Genomic DNA, 19945 nt, shown 5'->3' with positions numbered 1-19945 from the left:
TCCCCGGCTTCACCACCTGCCTTGAGCCATGGATCGAAGCATGGATCGCAGCGCCGCTGACATGACCGACGTGGAGACCCGAACGCTGGGCCGCGTCCTGCACGATGGGCTCGCGGGGCTGAATGCCGCGCGGGCGGCGCGCTGCCTCGTCGCGGTTGCGGCGCTGCTGCTGGTGCTGATCACGCTCGATCCGTTTCCTGACCTTCGCAACGAGGATGTGACCACGGTCGTCGGCGGGCGCATGGCGCTCACCTATATCTCCTGGGGTCTGCTGGCTGCGGTCGCGATGTTGTTCGTCGCCGCCACCGATGCGCCTGCGCTGAAGAGCCTGGTGACGCCGCTGCATCTTTGCCTCGTCGGCTGGCTGTTGATCAACATCGTCTTCTCCGAGAGCCGCGGCGTTTCGATCCAGCGCTTCGTGCTGGCGGTCAGCGTGACGTCGCTCGCCATGCTGTTGCCATTGCTGCCGCCGACACAGCGGGCTTTCAACCTGTGTCTAGGCGGCGCCGCGCTCGTGCTGCTGGTGCTGTGCTATCTCGGCGTCTTCCTCGCGCCGCAATATTCGATGCACACCGCGCTCGATCTCACCGAGCCGCAGCTTGCCGGCGACTGGCGCGGCAGCTTCGGCCACAAGAACATCGCTTCGCCGGTGATGACCATCCTGGTCTATGTCGGTATTTATCTCTGCGGCGTCGGCTCGTTCGTGATGGGGCCCGCGATCGCCGCGCTTGCCGGCATCTTCCTGATCTACACCGGCGGCAAGACGTCGACGGTGCTGTGCCTTGCGATCTACGCGCTCGCCTCGCTGGTCTATGCCACGCCAGGCCTGTGGCTGAAGCGGCTCATCTGCTTCGTGCCGCTGATCGTGATGAACCTGCTGACGGTCGGCAGCGTCTTGAGCCCGGCGCTCGGGGCGCTGACGCGGCTGCTTCCCCTCGATCCCACCTTCACCGGCCGGTCCGCCATCTGGGAATTCGCGCTCGCGGCCGTCGCCGAGAAGCCGATCATCGGTCACGGCTATGCGGCGTTCTGGGACGACGTGACCGCGCGGCAGACCGCCCAGGGGGCCGAATGGGCGACGTCCGCGGCGCACAGCCACAACAGCTATCTCGACCTCGCGGTCACCATCGGCCTGCCGGGGCTGATGCTCGTGATCCTCGTCTTCGTGCTCGCACCGCTCGGCAATTTCCAGTCGGCCCAGGCTCACAACCGTAGTCGCGCGCTGGCAAAACTGTTCCTCACCGTATGGCTGTTCGGCCTGTATTACGGGGCCACCGAGACGTTCCTGCTCGAACGGCAGAATCCGATCTGGTTCATGTTCGCGCTTGCAGTGGCTGGCCTGCATTTCCTCGCCAGGTTCCAGTGCGTCGAACAGACGGAACCGGAGCGCTGACAGCTTGTCGCAGCCGGAGCGATAGTGATGTTGGCTTAACGATAAGCCGTTACGTCACTTGTGGTCTGCGACAAACATAATCTATCTGGAAACATTCAGTAATCGCATGTCCCGCGGATGACGTTTCTCAGCGTCGAGCAATCAGATGGTCTTGTGTCCAGCACGTCGGGAATCGCTGTCGATTTCGTGCGTGACTGGCGGCAGGCCGCATCGCGCCTGAGCGTGGGGCATCGCACCGCATTCCAGCACGGTTACTGGCTCGGCGCATGGTACGAGGCGTTTCACGGCTTTGCACCGCTGATCGCATTGATCTCCGATGCCGCGACCGGCAAGGACATCGCGGTGGTGCCGATGATCAGCCACATCAGGCGCGGCATCCGCATCGTCGAATTCGCCGACCTCGGCGTCTCCGACAACAACGCGCCGATCCTGGCGCTCGATGCCGCGTTGGACGCTGCGGCGACGGATGCGATCGGCAGGGCGCTGGTCGACGCGGTGCGCGCCTTGCCCGACTGCTTCGATCTGCTGCGGCTGAAGAAGATGCCGGCCCATGTTGGCGACAAGCCGAACCCGCTGGTGTCGCTCGGACGGATCGGATCCTGCTCGCTCAACGGCAACCTCGTGCTGACGGGCGACGACTATGAAGCCTATCGGGCCTCGATCAAGCGCATGCAGATGCCGCGCTGCTGGCGGGTCTTCAGCCGTCATGCCGGCGCGCGGTTCGAGATCGCCACGGATGTCGCGCGTGCGCGCGAGATGCTGGACGTGATGGATGTCCAGCAGCAGGCCCGCATGCGAAAGCTCGGCTCGCGCTTCGTCCTCAACGACGACGCTCATGCCCGGTTCTATCGCGAGGTCACCCGCCAGGGTATCGCGGAGGGCTATGCCGTCATCTCGGCGCTGATCTGCGACGAGGCCGTCGTCGCCACCACGTTCGGTGTCAGGTTTGGTGCGAGCTATTTCCTTCTGCGTATCAGCCACGCCGCCGATTCATGGCCGAACTGCTCGCCGGGGCTGCTCGTCACCGAACGGACCATGGCGGCGCTGCATGCAGAGGGCGTGCGCCGTTTCGATCTGAGCATCGGCAACCAGGACTACAAGCGCCGCTTCGGCGCCGAGAAGGTCGCGTTGACCGATGTCAGCATCGCGCTGTCCTGGCGCGGCGCTCCCTATGCATGGCGCGACCATACCGCGCAGAACCTGCGTCGCTATCCCAGGCTCGCCGCCTTCGCCAGCAGGGCGATACGCAAGATGCGGTGACGGAGGCCGTCAGTACGCGCGTCATCTCGAAAGGCCGGCACTGAAGGCGTCCAGCAGCGCGCGACCCTGCGGCCAGTCGCCGAGCCCGCTCGACGCATTGATGTGGCCAAGGGCGCCCAGCACGATCAGACCGGACTTCCAGGCACGCGCCCGCTGCTGCGTCTTATCGAGCCTGCCAAAGGGATCGTCGGTGCTGGCGATGATGAGCGAGGGGAAGCGCAGCGTGCGGTCCGGCACCGGCTTGAACGCAGCCGCCTCCGCGGGAAAATTGGCGCCATCGGGATCGGGCACCGCGACCAGAAAAGCACCCGCGATCGTGGATGGGAAGCGCGTGGCCCAGTGCGCCACCAGCAGGCAAGCGAGGCTGTGTGCGACCAGCACCGGCGGTTTCGCGCAGCGCCCGACCGCCTGCTCCAGGGATTGCTCCCAATCGGCGAGCTCCGGCCGGTCCCAGCTCGCCGGCTGAAACCGCGTGAAACGTGTATCGTTGCGCTCCCAGAGTGTCTGCCAATGAGTTTCTGCGGAGCCGCCGAGGCCGGGCAAGGTGATGATGTCGTGCATGATCGTCCCGTGATATCTGAGATGCACGTGCAGTGTGGCCGGTCTTGGCGCTGCGTCACATGGCAAGTCATCGGCGAAAGAGATCATCTGCCGATGATCTCAAGGTGGAATGGAGAATTGTCTTGGATCGCTTCGGAAGCATTGACACCAAGGATCTGAAGATCCTGGAGGCATTGCAGGTCAATGCGCGCGTGCCGCTGTCCGAGCTCGGCCGTTCCGTCGGGCTGTCTCAGCCGGCCATCTCCGAGCGCGTGAAGCGGCTCGAGGAAGCCGGGATTATCGAAGGCTACGGCGCCCGCATCAATCCGCGCGCGCTAGGGCTCGGCCTGATGGCGCTGGTCCGCCTGCGCACCTCGCATGAGCACATCAAGACCTGCCTCAAACGGTTCGGCGAGATTCCGCACATCGTCGAAGTCCATCGCGTGACCGGCGATGATTGCTTCGTGCTCAAGGTGCTGGTTCCGGCGCCGGAAGATCTGGAGACGATCGTGGATCGTATCGCCGGCTTCGGCACTGTGACGACCTCGCTCGTGCTGCGGAGCGAGCCGGCGCGACCGATCGGTAAAGACCTCATCAGGAAGAAGACCGAACGCGGTTGAGGCGTGGCCCGCGCGATCGACACGTCACCGGGCTGTCACAAAGCCTTCGATTGCGCCGAGCTTCGATGATCGCGCGCGTTGTGCTATCGTCGCCCCCGCTTTCCGGAGGCGACATGGAAGATCGTTCGGCGAAATATCGCGCATTCTATGCGCAGTTGATCTGCGCTGCGGCCAAGACGACGGATCCCCGTATCGAGCAGGCCTTTAGCACGGTCAGGCGCGAACCCTTCGCCGGACCCGGACCGTGGTCGATCTCCGTCGGTGGCCATCCCTATGTCGTGACGCCCGACGATGATCCCGCCTTCCTCTATCAGAACACGCTTCTGGCGCTGGATCCGGCGCGCGGCCTCAATATCGGGATGCCGGGCGCGCACGCCTATTGGCTCAGCGGCTGCGGTGTGCGGGAAGGCGAGACGGTGATCCAGATCGGTGCGGGCAGCGGCTACTACACGGCCCTTCTCGCCGAGCTCACGGGACCTTCGGGCCGTGTCCATGCCTATGAGATCGACGAAGGCCTGGCGGCGCTCGCGCGCGAAAATCTGAAGGACATCCCGCATGTCGAGCTGGAAGATCGCTCGGGCATCGCGTCCGATTTACCGGGAGCGGATGTGATCTATGTCTGTGCGGGTGCGGCGCAGCCGGCCACGGAATGGCTCGATGCGCTGCGGCCCGGCGGCCGGCTGGTGTTTCCGTTGGCGCCGGAGGGCATGCTCGGTGGCATGTTGATGATCACGCGCCCGGACGAGGGCACGGTCTGGCCGGCGAAATTCCTGAGTCGAGCCCAGTTCATCGGCTGCGCGGGACTGCAGGACGCGGATGCCGGCCGGCGATTGGCCGAGGCGTTCGCGAAAGGATGGGAGAGCGTACAGTCGCTGCGCAGAGGCGGCGCTCCGGACGAGACGTGCTGGTTTGCCGGTGAGGGCTGGTGGCTTTCGACGGCTGCAGCACCCGTTCCGACGGATTCAATCAAGCCCCACGCCGACCTCACGCAGGCGTGACGGACCGCTCGCGCCTTACGATTTCGCGCACCCGGCGCAATGCAACCGGCCGCGCGAGGCGCGGAACAGGCTGCGGCAATACCAGCGCCGCGCCAATGCTTGCGCAGGCCTGCGGATCATCTGCGCGATCAACAAGAGTTCGAAAGCCATTCGTATCGCTTTGGTCAAATATCCCGACCACGTAAATGGGGCGGCGTTCCCGAATGAGAACGCCGCCCGCGTCGCATCAGCCATGCAGTCGTTCGTGCATAAAGCCTAACTGCGCTCAGCCATGAAGTTCAGCCATGAAGTTTCTTGGCGGTCTCCGCGATCTGGCGGCCCTGATAGCGCGCGCCGGCGAGCTCGTTGGCGCTGGGCTGGCGGCTGCCGTCACCGCCGGTGATCGTGGTGGCGCCGTAGGGGGCGCCGCCGGTGACCTCGTCGAGCTTCATCTGGCCGGCAAAGCCATAGTTCAGACCGACCACGACCATGCCGAAATGCAAGAGGTTGGTGATGATCGAGAACAGCGTCGTCTCCTGGCCGCCATGCTGGGTCGCGCTCGCGGTGAAGGCGCCACCGACCTTGCCGTGCAGCGCGCCCTTGGCCCAGAGCCCGCCGGCCTGGTCCAAGAAGTTCGCCATCTGCGAGGCCATGCGGCCGAAGCGGGTGCCGGTGCCGACGATGATCGCATCGTAATTGGCGAGGTCCTCGATCTTGGCGACGGGCGCAGCCTGGTCGACCTTGTAGTACGAGGCCTTGGCGACCTCGGCCGGCACCAGCTCAGGCACGCGCTTGATGTCGACGGTGGCGCCGGCCTCGCGCGCGCCTTCGGCGACGGCATGGGCCATCGCTTCGATGTGGCCATAGGCGGAATAATAGAGGACGAGAACTTTGGTCATGGTGGTCTCCGTTGGGATCGATGTTGACTGTTTGTGGGGGACGTCATGTCCGGGCAGAAGCGCGAAGCGCGTCTTCGCGCTAGATGTCCCGGGCATCCACGTTCTTGTGCGCCCATGGTGGGGCGTGGATGGCCGGGACAAGCCCGGCCATGACGGATAGCGCTTAAGCCGCGTCGACGAGCACGAGCTCGGAATCTTCCAGAGCCGTGATCTTCAGCCTGTCCTCGTCGCGGATCGCGGCGCCGTCGCGGGCATTGACGCGCACGCCGTTGATTTCGACCGCGCCTGCCGCTGGCACGAGATAAAGGTGGCGCGACTTCTGAGCTGAATACTCAGCCGTTTCGCCGGCCTTGAGCGTGGTCGCCAGCACCCGCGCGTCGGCGCGGATCGGCAAGGCGTCCTTGTCGTTCTCGTCGCCGCTGGCGATGGTGACGAGCTTGCCGGAACGGTCCGCCTTCGGAAACGGCTTCGAGCCCCAGGTCGGCTGGCCCCCGCGCGCCACAGGCTCGATCCAGATCTGGAAGATGCGGGTCTTGGTCGGCTCCAGATTGTACTCGGAGTGGCGGACACCGCTGCCCGCGCTCATCACCTGCACGTCGCCCGCTTCGGTGCGGCCCTCGTTGCCGAGGCTGTCCTGATGGGTGATCGCGCCTTCGCGCACATAGGTAATGATTTCCATGTTGGCGTGAGGATGGGCGGGAAAGCCGGTGTTCGGCGCGATCTCGTCGTCGTTCCACACCCGCAGGGCGCCATGACCCATGTTGTTTGGGTCGTAGTGGCTGGCGAAGGAGAAATGGTGCTTGGCCTTGAGCCAGCCGTGATCGGCGCCGCCGAGCTTTGCGAAAGGTCTGAGTTCGATCATCTGCGTAATTCCTTTGTGTGATCCTTTGGGTTGAACGGGTGGCGCCTTGATCAGGCGCCGAACCCGCCGTCGACGTTGAGCACTGTGCCGGTGACGAAGGAGGCTTCCGGGCTTGCGAGGAACACGACGCCGGCGGCGACTTCCTCGGGGCGGCCGAAGCGCTGCAGCGCGTGCTGCTTGCGCTGCGTCTCGGCGAACTCGCCGCCGTCCTTCGGGTTCATGTCGGTGTCGATCGAGCCGGGCTGCACCACGTTCACGGTGATGCCGCGCGGGCCGAGGTCGCGTGCCGCGCCCTTGGTGTAGCCGACGACGGCCGCCTTGGTGGCGACGTAGTCGGCAAGCCCCGGGAACGAGGCGCGGTCGGCGAGCATGGAGCCGACGGTGACGATGCGGCCGCCTTCGCCCATCAATTGCGAAGCAGCGCGGATCGCCGCGATCACGCCGTGTACGTTGATGGAATCCTGCCGCTCAAGCGCGGCCGTGTCAGCCTTCGCATCATCGATAGCTCCGCCCGCGGCAACGCCGGCATTGTTGACGAGGATGTCGAGATGGCCGAATTCCTTGGTGACGTCGTTGACGAGCTGCGTCACGTCCTTGGCCGAGGCTTGGTCTGCCTTGAAAGCGCGCGCCTTGACGCCGCGGGCCTTGAGCTCGGTAACGACCGCCTCGGCCTTTTCCGGCGAGGCGACATAGCTGATGGCGACATCCGCGCCTTCATCGGCGAGAGCGCGGGCCGAGGCCGCGCCGATGCCGCGCGAGCCGCCGGTGACGAGGGCAACCTTGCCTGAGAGCTTCTTGGTCATTGGATTTCTCCATTCCTGAATGTCTGATGACCCTTGGATAAGCCTCCGTCTGTGGTATAGAAATAGAAACTGTTGAAACGCATTGTTTCCTGAAATACCCCAATTGGACCGGCGCACATGGCAAAACTCCCCGATTTCGAGGCGCTCGCGATTTTCGCAAAAGTCGTGGAATTACGGTCGTTTGCGGGGGCCGCGAGCGAGCTCGCGATGTCCAAGGCAACGGTGTCCAAGGCGGTCACGCGGCTGGAGGAACGACTCGGTGCCCGGCTGTTCAACCGCACCTCGCGGCGGCTGGCGCTGACCGATGCCGGGCACAAGCTCGCCGAACGCGCCACGCGCCTGCTCGTCGACGGCGAGGCGGCCGAGAACGAGGCGCTGGCGCAATCGGTGGCGCCGCGCGGCCTGGTCCGGCTCGCTGTGCCCATGACGTTCGGGATCAAGGCGGTGGCGCCGTTGCTGCCGGAGTTCTTCGAAACCTATCCGGAGGTCTCGGTCGATCTGCATCTGAGCGATGCGACGATCGATCTGATCGGCGAGGGTTTTGACATGGCGGTGCGGATCGCGCGGCTGCCGGACTCTTCGCTGATCGCACGGCGGCTCTTCACCATGCCGCGCTTCACGGTGGCGGCGCCGTCCTACCTCAAGAAACATGGCCGGCCGACGCATCCGATGCATCTCGCCGAACACAAATGCTTCAGCTACGCCTATCTCTCCACGCCCAATGTCTGGAACTACACCAATTCGGCAGGCGAGCAGGCCAGCGTCCGTCCGGGCGGACAGCTTCGCGTCAACAACGGTGAAGCGGTGATGCCGGCGCTGATCGCCGGTCTCGGCATCGCCGAGCTGCCCGAGTTCATCGTCGGCGAGGCGATTTCGTCCGGCGAAGTCGAGGTGATCCTGAAAGACTGGAAGCAGGCCGAAGGCGCCGTGCATCTGGTCACGCCACCCGGCGGCCCGCGCCCCGCACGCGTCGAGGCGCTCGGCGATTTTCTCGCGGCGAAGCTGCCGGGCACGTGCAAGCGGCGGCCGAAGAAAGGTGTCAACAAAGCGGGGTAGATCCCTTGGTGGGCACGGCGCGTTGCGCCTTTGCCCACCCTACGTGATCTCGCTAGTCTATCCTGCAAACGGCTATCGTAGGGTGGGCAAAGCGAAGCGTGCCCACGCCTTTGCCTGATGGGATCGCAGATGTCTCGATATCGGCGCACACAAGGCAGCACATTCTTCTTTACGGTCGTGCTCGCCGATCGTTCAAGCACTCTGCTCGCGGATCATGTTGATCGCCTAAGACGAATTTACCAAACCGTTCAGCAGCGCCGACCGTTCGAGACCGTCGCGATCTGTATCCTGCCCGACCATCTCCATGCCATTTGGTCGCTCCCGAAGAATGATTCCGACTTTTCGTCGCGTTGGAATTTGATCAAGGGCGGTTTCTCGCGAGGATTGGAAGCGCAGGAGCGCTCGGCAAGCAAGTCACTCAAGCGCGAGAAGGGAATTTGGCAGCGCCGCTACTGGGAGCACGCGATTCGAGACGACGCGGACTTGGAGCGCCACGTCGATTACATCCACTTCAATCCAGTGAAGCATGGCCTCGTCACGCGTGTGCGCGATTGGTCGCTCAGCAGCTTCCATCGCTACGTCGACCAAGGCACTCTCCCCGTGGATTGGGGAGGGGATATGCGGGATATCGCGGGGCAGTTCGGAGAATGATGGTGGGCACGGCGCGCGAAGAGCGCGCCTTTGCCCACCCTACGAGATCTCGCTCGTCGATCCTCCGCACAACTATCGTAGGGTGGGCAAAGCGAAGCGTGCCCACCATTTCAGATTACGACTTCCGATCACGACACCTTCACGCCGTTGATCGCGACAATGCGCAAGGCTGGCTTCAGCGTCTCCTCCAGCTGCGACTTCAGTTCATGAACACGCGGGTCGTTCGAGCGCGCCGCGCAGGCGGTGTATTGATGGACCGATTGCGCCAGGGCGCGCCGCGCTTCCGGCGTTCGCGTCAATTCGGGCTTTGAAAGCCGCAAGACGATCGCTGCGAGATTCACCAGCATCTCGTCCAGGGCGACGTCGATGGTCGCAAGATTCCGCATCACTCACTCCCTCAAGAGGGCAACAGCGGGTTCACGGAAGCGTTCCGGGCCGGACCGAACATGGTCAATACTTCGTAAACGCCTTGTTCTTGCCGCTCGGCCGGTTAGGCTGCCAGCGAAACAAAGATAATCGGGGGCGAGGGGACTATGATGGATCGACGCGATCTCTTGCGCGCCGCTGCGGCATTGCCGTTGTTGCGGGCTGCTTTACCTGACAAGGCCTTCGCGCAAGCCTATCCGGTGCGCAACATCACCATGATCGTGCCGTTTCCGGCCGGCGGCCAGGCCGATCTCGCGGCGCGCCCCGTCGCGATGGCGCTGGAGCGGATCCTCGGCAAGCCCGTCATCGTCGACAACCGCGCCGGTGGCGCCGGCGGATCGGTCGGCAATGCCGCGGCGGCGCGCGCAGAGCCCGACGGCTACACGCTGCTGATGACGCTGTCCTCGCTCGCGGTGCTTCCCGAGGCCGACCGTCTGTTCGACCGACCCGTTGCCTACGAAGTCTCGCAGTTCATGCCGATCGCGCGCGTCCTCGCCGATCCCACGCTGCTCGCGGTGCCGGCCTCGGCGCCGTGGAAGACGGCGCAGGATTTCGTCGAGGATGCGAAGAAGCGGCCGGGCCAGATCACTTACGGCTCGTCCGGTCCTTACGGGACGCTGCATGTCGCGATGGAGATGTTCGCGAGCAGCGCCGACATCAAATTGCTGCATGTTCCGTTCCGCGGCGCGGGCCCGGCGCTGACCGCGCTGCTCAGCGGCACCGTGCAGGCGATAGCAGCCGCGCCCGGTACCTTGAAGCCGCAGGTCGACGACGGCAAGCTGCGCGTGCTCGGCAATTGCGGCGCACAGCGCATCGCGAGCTTCCCCGACGTTCCGACCTTTCAGGAGCTCGGCTACAAGGACGTCGAGATGTACATCTGGGCCGGGCTCTTTGCACAGAGCGCTCTTCCTGCGCCGGTCGCGAGCCGCCTGCGCGAAGCGATGGCGAAGGTGATGACGAGTCCGGATGTGCTCAGGAGCTTCGAGGCCTCGGGCAGTCTGGCCGCCTATCAGGACGCGCCGGCATTCTCGCAATTCGTGGCGACGGACAGCGCGCGGCTGATCGCGGCGGTGAAGAAGATCGGCAAGGTGGAATAGGTTCCCGCCGCATTTTCACATTTTTTTGTTGGTTCAGAACCTGACCGCGTCTCATTGATTGAAGACAAATCAAGGGAATCGAGAAGGATCGGGATATGCGAACAGAGCGGATTGCGCTGGGTCTGGCGCTTGCAGTCAGCGGCATCGTCGCGCAGGGCGCGGCGTCAGCCCAGGACTATCGCGGCACAATGGAACAGCAGATGGCGTGCACGCCGGATGTCTGGCGCCTGTGCAGCGACCAGATTCCGGATACGAACCGCATTGTGGCCTGCCTGCAGCAGAACACGCCGCAACTTTCGAGCGCATGCCGGGCGGTGTTCCAGTCGAACAACCAGGCCCAGCCGCAGCAGCCGGTCCCGCGCGGCCGGTCTGTGCCGCCGCCGCGCTACAACAATGCGCCGCCGCCTGTCGCCGCGCCACCACGTCCCTATGATGATGACAACGACTAGAGCATGATCCGGAAAAGTGTGATGCGATTTTCCGAAGAGGTCATGCTCAAGTCATAACCTGAAGCGACCGTCTCACTCCCGACTCGTTTGGCGCTCCCGCTTGCTGTTCGGCTCGGGTCGCTGCCGGAGCGCTGTCCGCAAGAGGGCACCGAAGAGCAATGCTGCGACTGGCCAATGGAACCAGATCTTGTGCATGCCGGTGAAAACGTTGATCAGAATCAGAAAGCCCGAAACCGTGAGGGCCACTGCAACCGGGCGGGGCAGCTTCGCCAGCCAATCCGAGACGAAGCCCATCCAGGTGGATGGCTCGTGCCTGCTGTCAATCCATCGCGCGCCAGTTTCCGAATCTGCAACTGCCCGCCCCTGGGAAGGGAGGCTTTCGTCAACCGGGAAGCTCCGTCGCCCAGCGCTTTGGCCGCTCATGGCCACGCGATAGCTGGTCATGGGAGCAACGTTCTTCATTGGTCGCTGGCCGAGACAGTCGAAGCCAACGGACAATTTGTTGTGCACCTGATCGTAGACGGAGCTTGAGATCACAACGCCGCCGGGTTCGGCGAGCTCTTGCAGCCGCGACGCGATATTGACTCCGTCGCCGTAGATGTCGGACCCGTCCACCATCACATCGCCGAGGTTAATGCCGATGCGAAACCGCATCGGGTTCGCGTGAGGTGGGTCCGAATCCTGGTTGGAAATTTCCTGCTGAATTTCGACCGCACATTGCACGGCCTCGACGACGCTGGCGAACTCGGCGATCACAGCATCGCCCCAGGTATTCACGATCCGGCCGTCATGACGCTCCACCAGTCCCGCAAAGGCAGTGCGGTAGCGGCGCAGCGTCTCCAACGTTCCGGTCTCGTCTGCCTCCATGAGGCGAGAATAGCCCTGCACGTCAGCGCACAGGACGGTGGTCAATCGTCGTTTCACCTTGTCGTCGGTCATGGTCCATATGGTAGCCTCCCTGACCGGCAATTGCATCAGGCATCGCATCTGGCCCCATCGCGGCTCAACGACCGGTCGTCCAGTCCCGAAACCGTCATACCCGTGCAACGAATGCAGCCAGCCAGGTGCCAAAACCGACCTGGCGTGAGGTCTGCCTCCGCGCCGTGGTTCACGAGGACAGGCCGGAGCCGCCTTAAGGCCTGTGCTCGCAGACGTCGACCCATTCGGCCGCGGTGAGCTCCGCCATCCGCTCGGGTGTGATGCGCACGGCGCTGTGGGTCGAGCCTGCGGCCGGCACCACCACGTCGAACGCCTTCAGCGACACATCGCAATAAATCGGCAGCGGTGACTTCAGTCCGAACGGGCAGACGCCGCCGACCTCGTGGCCGGTGATCTCGGCAACCTCCTCCAGCCCCAGCATCTTCGGCTTGCCGCCGAACGCAGCCTTGACCTTCTTGTTGTCCATGCGCGAGGTGCCGGCGGCAACGATCAGGATCACACGCTCGCCGATGCGCAACGACAGGGTCTTGGCGATCCGGCCGGGCTCGACGCCATAGGCTTCGGCGGCCAGCGGCACCGTGGCCGAGCTGATCGGGGATTCGATGACGGAGATGTCGGGGGCTTTCTCGGCGAAGAAGGCGCGAACGGATTGAAGGCTCATTCCAAACAGCTCATTCCAGACTCATGGGCGGGCGGCGATGCTTAGGCGATCGTTGGCAGTTCCGAGAGCGCGCGGACACGATGATCCGGCGCGAACCCTAGCTCGTCCATCTGGGTCCGGATCGCCTTATACATCGTCAGCGGTGCCACGAGTTCGTTCTCGACGCAAGCCAGCGCCATCGCCTCGGGCGTCACGCGTTCGATCCAGGCGACGTTCAGCCCGAACGACTTCGCGCCGGCGACATCCCAGGGATTGGACGAGACGAACAGAACCTCATCCGGCTTGGTGCCGAACGTCTCGCCGATCAGCGTGTAGGCCTCTGGAGATGGCTTGAAGACCTTCTTTGCATCCACGCTGATGGTAGCGTCGAGCAGACGGTCGAGCCCGGAATTGCGCACGAGCGCATTCAGCATGTCCGGACTGCCATTCGAGAGGATGGCGAGCTTTCGCGGCTTCAGCGCGGCAAGCGCGGCGGCTGCATCGGGGTAGAGATCGAGATCCAGGTATTTCTCGATCACCCGCTCGAACGCTTCGCCTTCGTAGGCGAGCCCGAGCAGGCGCAGCGTATAGGCGAGCGAGTCGCGCGTGACGGCGGCAAAATCCTGGTAGCGCCGCATCAGCGAGCGCAACCAGGTGTATTCGAGCTGCTTGATCCGCCAGACCTGCGTGATGATCTCGCCATAACCCGGAAAAGCATCCTCGGTGATCTCTGCGACCGACTGGATGTCGTACAGCGTTCCGTAAGCGTCGAAGACGACGGCCTTGATGCTCATGGCTCGCTCCTTTGGGACTTTGCGGTGGCGCACGGACAATACCGAAACGGCCCGGTACTCGACAAGGTCGGAACCTTCTTCAAACAATCGTCACCCCGTCGACCTCGCGCAGCAGATTGACACTGCCGCCGGCAGGCGTTTAATTCAGGGTACGGGGATTTGCGATCTCCCCGCGAGGCGACATGCCCAAGTATCGCGTCCTGGTCACCAAGGACGCCGCATGTCTTCTTTCATCTCGATCTCATCAGAGAAATTGTCCCGTCAATTGGCGCCGCCAGCGCGCCGACCCTCGTCGATGTCCGTATCGACAAGGACCGCGCGGTCTATTTGCGCACTCGACAAGACGGCGAGCACCAAGAGCTAGCGAGCACACGGGGCAAGTCGGGGACGACGATGACGTGGAGGACTCCATGACGACGAATACCGACCGCCGAGACTTCATCAGGGGCGTGGGGGCCGCCGCGGCATCGACCGCAATACTCGCGGGGACGCAAGCCCTTGCGCAAGCCAATCAGCCAACAGGAGCCAGGCCAATGACATACCAGCCCAAGCCGATGCCGTTCGATCCGAAATCCATTGCCGGCATCTCGGAGAAGGTGCTCGTCAGCCACTACGAGAACAACTATGTCGGTGCCGTAAAGCGACTCAACGCGATCGGAACGCAACTCGCCGAGCTCGACTTCGCGAAAGCTCCGAACTTCGTCATCAACGGCCTGAAGCGCGAGGAACTCGTCGCGTCAAACTCGATGATCCTCCACGAAATCTATTTCGACGGGCTCGGCGGTGCCGGCAAGCCGAGCACACCACTTGCCGACGCGATCGCGCGCGACTTCGGCAGCATGGAGCGGTGGCGCGCGGAGTTCTCCGCCATGGGCAAGGCCGAAGGCGGCGGCTCCGGCTGGGTGATTCTTTCCTACTCACCGCGCGACAAGCGGCTGGTCAATCAGTGGGCCGCCGACCACACGACGACGCTGGCCGGCGGACGCCCCGTGCTGGTGCTCGACATGTATGAGCACGCCTATCATATGGATTATGGCGCGGCGGCCGCGAAGTATGTCGACATCTACATGGAAGCGATCAAGTGGGACAACGCTGCAACACTGTACGATCAATACAGGCGGGAAGCTTAGACGTCGTGCAAAAAATGAGCGTAGCGCTCTTGGGGGCGGCGTTGTTCCTATTGTTGGTGGGAGGAAACGCGATGGCAGAAACTGTAAATTTTGACAACGCAGCAACCGGCGCAGCGCCCGAAGGCTGGACTCTGACGATGACGGGTCGTGGCCAGCCCAAATGGACGGTCGAGGTGGAGTCGACGGCGCCAAGCAAGCCGAACGTCCTGAAACAATCCGGTCAGGCGACGTTTCCAGTGGCGCTCAGGAACGGTACCAGCATCCTGGACGGGTTTGTCGAGGTCAAGTTCAAGGCGATCGCAGGCTCCGAGGATCGTGCGGCCGGTATTGTCTGGCGCGCAAAGGATGCCGACAATTACTATGTCGTGCGGGCCAACGCGCTTGAAGACAATGTTGTGCTCTACAAGACGATCAAGGGTGTTCGCAGCGCGCTCGATATTGTCGGCCGGAAAGGCGGCTATGGCGTCAAGGTATCGGTGCCGTCAGGTCAATGGCATTCCCTACGTTGCGAATTCGCGGGAAAGCTATTCAAGGTGACGTATGACGGCAAGCCGATGTTCGAGGTGGAGGACGAATCGATCAGGGACGCCGGCATGATCGGCTTGTGGACCAAGGCCGACAGTGTCACCGTATTCGACGACCTGACATACGGTGCGCTGAACTAGGTTAACATCGGCGTCGACCCGCTCACGTCGGAGAAACCATGCTCGCTCGAACCCTGCTTGCGGCCACCGTCCTGTTGATGCTCGCGCACCCGGCAACGGCGCAGGAGCCGCTCGCGACCTACAAATCCCTGAGTCCTGAGCTGGCGCTTGATCTGGCCCGGGCATCGCTTGCCGATTGCCGATCACGCGGGTACCAGGTCGCCGTCGCGGTCGTCGATCGCTTCGGGGGGACACAGGTGATCCTTCGTGACAGGTTCGCAGGTGCTCACACCGTTTCAACGGCCTCGGGCAAGGCGTGGACCGCAGCAACATTCCGTACCAGCACCACCGAACTGAATGCCGTCAGCCAACCTGGCATGATGCAGGCCGGTATCCGCAATCTCCCCGGCACGGTCATTATAGGTGGCGGATTGATTGTCGAAGCGGGCGGTTCGCTGGTCGGAGCCGTCGGTGTGTCTGGGGCGCCCGGCGGTGATGCTGACGAAGCCTGCGCCAGGGCCGGAATCGACGCCATACGCGACAAGCTGGAGTTTTAGGGCCGCCTTGCCCGCCTCAGCGAGGCCTCGAGCGCCTGAGCGTGAGGGCTTCGGCAACCGGTCGAAGCCCTCAATGCGCCGTGGCGATGAGTACGCGGCTAGATCCCCAGCAGCCTGCGCGCGTTGGCCTTCAGCACCTTCGGCCGGATCTCGTCGCGGATCTCGATTTTTGCGAAGTCCGACAGCCAACGGTCCGGCGTGATCACCGGCCAGTCCGAGCCGAACAGCATCTTGTCCTGAAGGATCGAGTTGATGTAGCGCACCAGGATCGGCGGGAAATACTTTGGCGACCAGCCCGAGAGGTCGATGTAGACGTTCGGCTTGTGAGTCGCGACCGAGAGCGCTTCCTCCTGCCAGGGGAAGGAGGGGTGGGCGAGGATGATCTTGAGGTCGGGGAAGTCAGCCGCGACGTCGTCCATGTACATCGGGTTGGAATATTTCAGCCGCATGCCCATGCCGCCGGGCATGCCGGAGCCGACACCGGTCTGGCCGGTGTGGAACAGCGCGATCGCGCCGCCATTGTTGATCTCTTCGTAGAGCGGATAGGCCATGCGGTCGTTGGCGTAGAAGCCCTGCATGGTCGGATGGAATTTGAACCCGCGGACGCCGTATTCCTCGATCAGCTTGCGCGCCTCGCGCACGCCGAGCTTGCCCTTGTGCGGGTCGATCGAGACGAAGGGGATGAGGACGTCGAGATGGTCGGAGGCGATCTCCAGCATCTCCTCATTTTTGTAGCGGCGGAAGCCGGCCTCGCGCTCGGCATCGACAGGGAAGATCACGGCTGCGATGTTCTTGGAGCGATAGTAGGCCGCGGTCTCCGGCACGGTCGGCGGATGCTTGTGCGGCGACTTGAAATAGTCCGCCATCTGCGCCTGGAAGTCGTCATAGCCGTCGTCGGGATGGGTGCCGCAGGGCTCCTCGGCGTGGGTGTGGATGTCGATGGCGACGACATCGTCGATGTTGGGCAGCTTCAGCTTCGGCATTGGTTTCCTCCCGACGGGTTGTCGAATTGATTATATGATATAACGAATTTGGCAAGGCACGTCGTCGAAGCGAAGCCCCAAGTCGACAAATGCGTAGATCGGGCCGATCCGGCCGTTTCTACTTGCTTTCTACTTTGCATGGGGTTGTTTTCCAGAATTTGCTGGTCCGGAACCGGGCAGTTAACATTGACATCCGGTCCTCCCATGCCTTAAGAACCGCCCCGTCCCGGGCGGTCGGTCCGCCAGCGGGAAAGATCTCATTTTGCCACATTCGCGCGTGCCGAAACGGTAGTGCCGAACACGGCCTTTCGAACGTTCAGGATTCTGCCATGAAGGTCCGTAACTCGCTGAAATCGCTGCGCGGTCGCCATCGCGCCAACCGCCTGGTCCGCCGCAAGGGCCGGGTCTATGTGATCAACAAGGTGCAGCGCCGCTTCAAGGCTCGCCAGGGCTGATATTGCCCTCGCGGTCGCCTCGCGCGCGCCCCGCAAGACCACGGCTCACACGAGTTTGACGCCGCCTTTGCTTTGCAAGGGCGGCTTTGCGCGTCTAGACTTTGGCCATGGCAGTGAGATTCTTGGCAGTGAGCTTCCCTTTCGCGCGCACCCTGTGTCTGGCCCTTGTGCTGGGCGCCACTGGCCTTACGCCAGCCCTGGCGCAGAAAGAGCTGCCTGCCCCTCCCGGCAAGGAACAGAAGAAGCTGCCGGAGGCGCCGGCCAAGCTGCCCAAGGTCGACCGCAGCAAGAATCTCGATTTCCTGTTCGGCGCGCTGAAGGCCGCGCCGGACGAGGCCAGCGCCAAGCATGTGGAGGCACGGATCTGGGCGATCTGGATCCAGACCCCGAGCGACACCGCATCGCTGTTGATGGCGCGGGCCAAGACCGCGGTCGACGCGCAGAAGATCGACATTGCGATCAAGCTGCTGGATTCGGTCATCAAGCTCAGGCCCGACTACATCGAGGCCTGGAACCGGCGCGCCACGCTCTACTACATGCAGAATGACTACGGCCGCTCGCTTGCCGACATCCGCGAGGTGCTGATCCGGGAGCCGCGCCATTTCGGCGCGCTCGCAGGCCTCGGCATGATCATGCAGGAGGTCGGTGACGAGAAACGTGCGCTTGAGGCCTACCGCAAGGCGCTGGCCGTCAATCCGCACCTCGAGAAGATCCCCGAGCAGGTCAAGGCGCTGACCGAGAAGGTCGAAGGCCGCGACATCTAGCGGACAAGTTGATCATTTCCCGAGTGATTGCGGCGTGCGCGGATTAACCACGATCACATGTGCGGTGTTCTCAGGGGTATTGTTGAAGCGCGCGCAGGCCTACCTGCATGGCAGGAGCACGGCCATGAAGCGTTTGATCTTTGCAGGTGTATTGCTGCTCGCGTCGGGCTCGATGAGCCTCGCCGACGGCTTGTTCTGGGTGGTCGGCAATCGCGCCACCGGCAAATGCAACATCGTAACCAGCAATCCCGTGATCATCGGCGACATCTGGTTCGGCGACGGTCCCTACACGTCCAGGGCCGATGCCAAGCTTGCCCGTTCGACGATCCGCGCCTGCCCTGCGGTCACACCCGACGAGGAAAAGGACGAGGACGGAACGAACTAGCCTGCACTTAGTGCAGGACGCTACCGGCGCGCTCGACAAGGCCGTGATCGGCGGCCGCGGCGTAAGCCTTTGCAAGCTCCGTCTCGAGATGCTCGTTGATCAGAAGCAGTGCCCGCACTGCACCGCGCAGGTCACCGTTGCAGCTCGCCACGATCTCGTCGATCGCAGTGTCTTTGGATCTGAAGCTCATCGACATTCTCCGGTTCAAATCAGGACACATCCTGCCGGCCTTCCCGCATCCCCTTGGAGTTTGCGAGGAGGATCGGCGCCCACCCGCGCCTAGATGGCGGAACCGACCGTGGCGATTATATGGAAGCCGCGATGACGACTGCATGAAGCTGGTCCGAGGCTTGCGCGCTGTGGGGAATACCATTGATTTTATTGACTTTTTTCATACTCGAATTATGCACATATCCACAGCCCCGGCTTTTCAAGTGGAGCGCCGGGTTCCACGGAGCGAAACTGCCGCCCGCTAGTCTCGTAACTGCCAGGTGCCATGGATCGCCCGGATTCTCTCCATGATCGTGATGTCAGTCGTGACCGCGCTGGTTCTGCTGGCGCTGGCCACGCAGGCCGGCGTCCTTGCCGTGCAACGCGCCTTTCCGCCTCAGGGCCGGATGGTCGAGGTCGACGGCGCTGTGCTTCACGTCGTCGATATCGGTCCGCGCGGTTCAGGCGTGCCGATCGTGATGCTGCACGGCGCGAGCTCCAATCTCGAAGCGATGCGGCGTCCGCTCGGCGACCTCCTGGCCAAAGACCATCGCGTCATCCTGATCGACCGTCCCGGTCACGGCTGGAGCACGCGGATGCGGCGGCAGGATTCGACGCCGCAGATCCAGGCCCGGATGATTGACGAGGCGCTTCGTAAGCTCGGGATCGATCGCGCGGTCTTCGTCGTGCATTCCTGGAGCGGTGCGCTCGGCGCGCGGATCGCGCTCGATCATCCCGGCCGCGTCGCCGGTCTCGTCATGCTGGCGCCGGTGACCCATCCCTGGCGCGGCGGCGTCGGCCGCTACAACGAGATCATCGCAACGCCGGTGATCGGCCCGCTGCTCGCCTACACCATCACGCTGCCGATGGGGTATTTCGTTGCCGAGGCCGGCGCGCGCAGCGTCTTCGTGCCGCAGACCATGCCGGATGGCTTCGTGCAGGACTCCGCGACGCCGCTATTGCTGCGCCCGCGCGAGTTCATCGCCAATGCCTACGATTTGGTGACGCTGAAGGAAGCGGTGACGGCGCAGGCTGCGCGTTACGGCGAGATCAAGGCGCCGGTCACGATCATCGCCGGCGAGCCCGACAAGACGGTGAAGACCGGCATCCACGCGCGTCCCTTCGCCGCGATGGTGCCGGGTGCAAAGCTGATCGTGCTGCCCGATCTCGGCCACATGGTGCAGAACGCTGTGCCGGATCTGGTGAAGACGGAGATCGAGACGATGATCGGGAAAATCGTCCCGGCGCAGGCGGCCGCCGATTAAAGCGTTTTCGAGCGAAGTGGATACCGGTTCGCGTGAAGAAAACGCGTCAAAACAAGAAGCCCGAGCTTAGGTTGTGACTGAATCAGAACCCAAGCTCGGGCGGCCGCCGTTGAAGCGCGTACTGCTTGATTTTACCCTACTTGTAG

General features: G+C 63.4%; 26 protein-coding genes. 15 read left to right on the top strand and 11 right to left on the bottom strand.

All coding sequences use genetic code 11. The annotated features are described in order from the left end of the window. The first annotated feature begins 40 nt into the window (after positions 1–40). On the top strand, positions 41–1393 hold the full coding sequence (locus AC0L3X_RS20030; protein ID WP_283017735.1) for an O-antigen ligase family protein: 1353 nt from the start codon (positions 41–43) through the stop codon (positions 1391–1393). 117 nt (positions 1394–1510) lie between these two features. Further along, on the top strand, positions 1511–2653 hold the full coding sequence (locus AC0L3X_RS20025; RefSeq protein WP_354132197.1) for a GNAT family N-acetyltransferase: 1143 nt from the start codon (positions 1511–1513) through the stop codon (positions 2651–2653). A gap of 21 nt (positions 2654–2674) precedes the next feature. Here AC0L3X_RS20025 and AC0L3X_RS20020 read toward each other — a convergent pair whose 3' ends face one another. Then, positions 2675–3214, bottom strand: a complete 540-nt coding sequence (locus AC0L3X_RS20020) for an RBBP9/YdeN family alpha/beta hydrolase (protein WP_063985649.1) — start codon at positions 3212–3214, stop codon at positions 2675–2677. Positions 3215–3336: 122 nt separating this feature from the next. Between AC0L3X_RS20020 and AC0L3X_RS20015 the strand changes: the two genes are divergently transcribed. Together AC0L3X_RS20015 and AC0L3X_RS20010 are read left to right on the top strand one after the other, a co-directional pair. Continuing rightward, complete coding sequence (locus AC0L3X_RS20015; RefSeq protein ID WP_063985648.1) at positions 3337–3813, top strand: Lrp/AsnC family transcriptional regulator; 477 nt, start codon at positions 3337–3339, stop codon at positions 3811–3813. Between the two features lie 113 nt (positions 3814–3926). Continuing rightward, positions 3927–4811, top strand: a complete 885-nt coding sequence (locus tag AC0L3X_RS20010) for a protein-L-isoaspartate O-methyltransferase family protein (protein WP_063986712.1) — start codon at positions 3927–3929, stop codon at positions 4809–4811. 15 nt (positions 4812–4826) lie between these two features. Here AC0L3X_RS20010 and AC0L3X_RS20005 read toward each other — a convergent pair whose 3' ends face one another. The 4 genes from AC0L3X_RS20005 to AC0L3X_RS19990 form a co-directional block, all read right to left on the bottom strand. Then, positions 4827–5045, bottom strand: coding sequence for a hypothetical protein (locus AC0L3X_RS20005; protein ID WP_187388105.1), 219 nt, complete (start codon positions 5043–5045; stop codon positions 4827–4829). 44 nt (positions 5046–5089) lie between these two features. Next, entirely contained in the window at positions 5090–5689 is a 600-nt protein-coding gene (wrbA, locus tag AC0L3X_RS20000; protein ID WP_063985647.1) for an NAD(P)H:quinone oxidoreductase, read from the bottom strand. A gap of 163 nt (positions 5690–5852) precedes the next feature. After that, positions 5853–6551, bottom strand: coding sequence for a pirin family protein (locus AC0L3X_RS19995; protein WP_028147960.1), 699 nt, complete (start codon positions 6549–6551; stop codon positions 5853–5855). A gap of 50 nt (positions 6552–6601) precedes the next feature. Beyond that, the gene (locus AC0L3X_RS19990) at positions 6602–7354 is read right to left on the bottom strand and encodes an SDR family NAD(P)-dependent oxidoreductase (RefSeq protein WP_473316705.1); all 753 of its coding nucleotides are present in this window, start codon (positions 7352–7354) and stop codon (positions 6602–6604) included. A 117-nt stretch (positions 7355–7471) separates the two neighbouring features. Here AC0L3X_RS19990 and AC0L3X_RS19985 point away from each other — a divergent pair, with 117 nt between their 5' ends. Then, positions 7472–8410, top strand: coding sequence for a LysR family transcriptional regulator (locus AC0L3X_RS19985; protein WP_028147962.1), 939 nt, complete (start codon positions 7472–7474; stop codon positions 8408–8410). Positions 8411–8539: 129 nt separating this feature from the next. Further along, positions 8540–9061, top strand: a complete 522-nt coding sequence (locus AC0L3X_RS19980) for an REP-associated tyrosine transposase (RefSeq protein ID WP_063985645.1) — start codon at positions 8540–8542, stop codon at positions 9059–9061. Positions 9062–9189: 128 nt separating this feature from the next. Here AC0L3X_RS19980 and AC0L3X_RS19975 read toward each other — a convergent pair whose 3' ends face one another. Continuing rightward, on the bottom strand, positions 9190–9447 hold the full coding sequence (locus AC0L3X_RS19975; RefSeq protein WP_063985644.1) for a hypothetical protein: 258 nt from the start codon (positions 9445–9447) through the stop codon (positions 9190–9192). 150 nt (positions 9448–9597) lie between these two features. Between AC0L3X_RS19975 and AC0L3X_RS19970 the strand changes: the two genes are divergently transcribed. Continuing rightward, positions 9598–10584 (top strand): tripartite tricarboxylate transporter substrate binding protein, encoded by a 987-nt coding sequence (locus AC0L3X_RS19970; RefSeq protein ID WP_063986711.1) that lies wholly within the window; start codon positions 9598–9600, stop codon positions 10582–10584. Between the two features lie 95 nt (positions 10585–10679). After that, positions 10680–11033 (top strand): cysteine rich repeat-containing protein, encoded by a 354-nt coding sequence (locus AC0L3X_RS19965; protein ID WP_063985643.1) that lies wholly within the window; start codon positions 10680–10682, stop codon positions 11031–11033. Between the two features lie 72 nt (positions 11034–11105). Here the strand turns inward: AC0L3X_RS19965 and AC0L3X_RS19960 are convergent, their stop codons facing one another. The 3 genes from AC0L3X_RS19960 to AC0L3X_RS19950 form a co-directional block, all read right to left on the bottom strand. Beyond that, positions 11106–11972 carry an adenylate/guanylate cyclase domain-containing protein gene (locus AC0L3X_RS19960; protein ID WP_063986710.1) on the bottom strand — a complete coding sequence of 289 codons (867 nt, stop codon included), beginning with the start codon at positions 11970–11972 and terminating at the stop codon, positions 11106–11108. Positions 11973–12165: 193 nt separating this feature from the next. After that, entirely contained in the window at positions 12166–12633 is a 468-nt protein-coding gene (locus tag AC0L3X_RS19955) for a YbaK/EbsC family protein (protein ID WP_014491890.1), read from the bottom strand. Positions 12634–12674: 41 nt separating this feature from the next. Further along, on the bottom strand, positions 12675–13406 hold the full coding sequence (locus AC0L3X_RS19950) for a haloacid dehalogenase type II (protein WP_231143641.1): 732 nt from the start codon (positions 13404–13406) through the stop codon (positions 12675–12677). Positions 13407–13939: 533 nt separating this feature from the next. On the opposite strand from AC0L3X_RS19950, the gene AC0L3X_RS19945 reads away from it, so the two are divergent. Genes AC0L3X_RS19945 through AC0L3X_RS19935 form a run of 3 tightly spaced genes read left to right on the top strand, consistent with a single transcriptional unit; the run spans position 13940 to position 15737 of the window. Continuing rightward, positions 13940–14536 carry a superoxide dismutase gene (locus tag AC0L3X_RS19945; RefSeq protein WP_028147969.1) on the top strand — a complete coding sequence of 199 codons (597 nt, stop codon included), beginning with the start codon at positions 13940–13942 and terminating at the stop codon, positions 14534–14536. A 14-nt stretch (positions 14537–14550) separates the two neighbouring features. Next, a complete protein-coding gene (locus AC0L3X_RS19940) occupies positions 14551–15201 on the top strand; it encodes a hypothetical protein (RefSeq protein WP_063985641.1) in 651 nt (216 codons plus the stop codon). A gap of 38 nt (positions 15202–15239) precedes the next feature. Then, positions 15240–15737 carry a GlcG/HbpS family heme-binding protein gene (locus AC0L3X_RS19935; protein ID WP_063985640.1) on the top strand — a complete coding sequence of 166 codons (498 nt, stop codon included), beginning with the start codon at positions 15240–15242 and terminating at the stop codon, positions 15735–15737. 98 nt (positions 15738–15835) lie between these two features. Here the strand turns inward: AC0L3X_RS19935 and AC0L3X_RS19930 are convergent, their stop codons facing one another. Continuing rightward, entirely contained in the window at positions 15836–16720 is an 885-nt protein-coding gene (locus AC0L3X_RS19930) for an amidohydrolase family protein (RefSeq protein WP_354132198.1), read from the bottom strand. Between the two features lie 329 nt (positions 16721–17049). Here AC0L3X_RS19930 and ykgO point away from each other — a divergent pair, with 329 nt between their 5' ends. The 3 genes from ykgO (at position 17050) to AC0L3X_RS19915 (ending at position 18324) form a co-directional block, all read left to right on the top strand. After that, complete coding sequence (gene ykgO, locus AC0L3X_RS19925; RefSeq protein WP_006611362.1) at positions 17050–17175, top strand: type B 50S ribosomal protein L36; 126 nt, start codon at positions 17050–17052, stop codon at positions 17173–17175. Between the two features lie 107 nt (positions 17176–17282). Then, entirely contained in the window at positions 17283–17939 is a 657-nt protein-coding gene (locus tag AC0L3X_RS19920) for a tetratricopeptide repeat protein (RefSeq protein ID WP_094184308.1), read from the top strand. Between the two features lie 124 nt (positions 17940–18063). Continuing rightward, complete coding sequence (locus tag AC0L3X_RS19915) at positions 18064–18324, top strand: hypothetical protein (RefSeq protein WP_063986708.1); 261 nt, start codon at positions 18064–18066, stop codon at positions 18322–18324. A gap of 7 nt (positions 18325–18331) precedes the next feature. Here the strand turns inward: AC0L3X_RS19915 and AC0L3X_RS19910 are convergent, their stop codons facing one another. Further along, the gene (locus tag AC0L3X_RS19910) at positions 18332–18514 is read right to left on the bottom strand and encodes a hypothetical protein (protein WP_063986707.1); all 183 of its coding nucleotides are present in this window, start codon (positions 18512–18514) and stop codon (positions 18332–18334) included. 328 nt (positions 18515–18842) lie between these two features. Between AC0L3X_RS19910 and AC0L3X_RS19905 the strand changes: the two genes are divergently transcribed. Continuing rightward, a complete protein-coding gene (locus AC0L3X_RS19905) occupies positions 18843–19799 on the top strand; it encodes an alpha/beta fold hydrolase (RefSeq protein WP_063985639.1) in 957 nt (318 codons plus the stop codon). Positions 19800–19945: the final 146 nt, after the last annotated feature.

The organism is Bradyrhizobium sp. MI1.7 (assembly GCF_055811795.1).
This window is presented reverse-complemented; position numbering and strand designations above follow the sequence as displayed.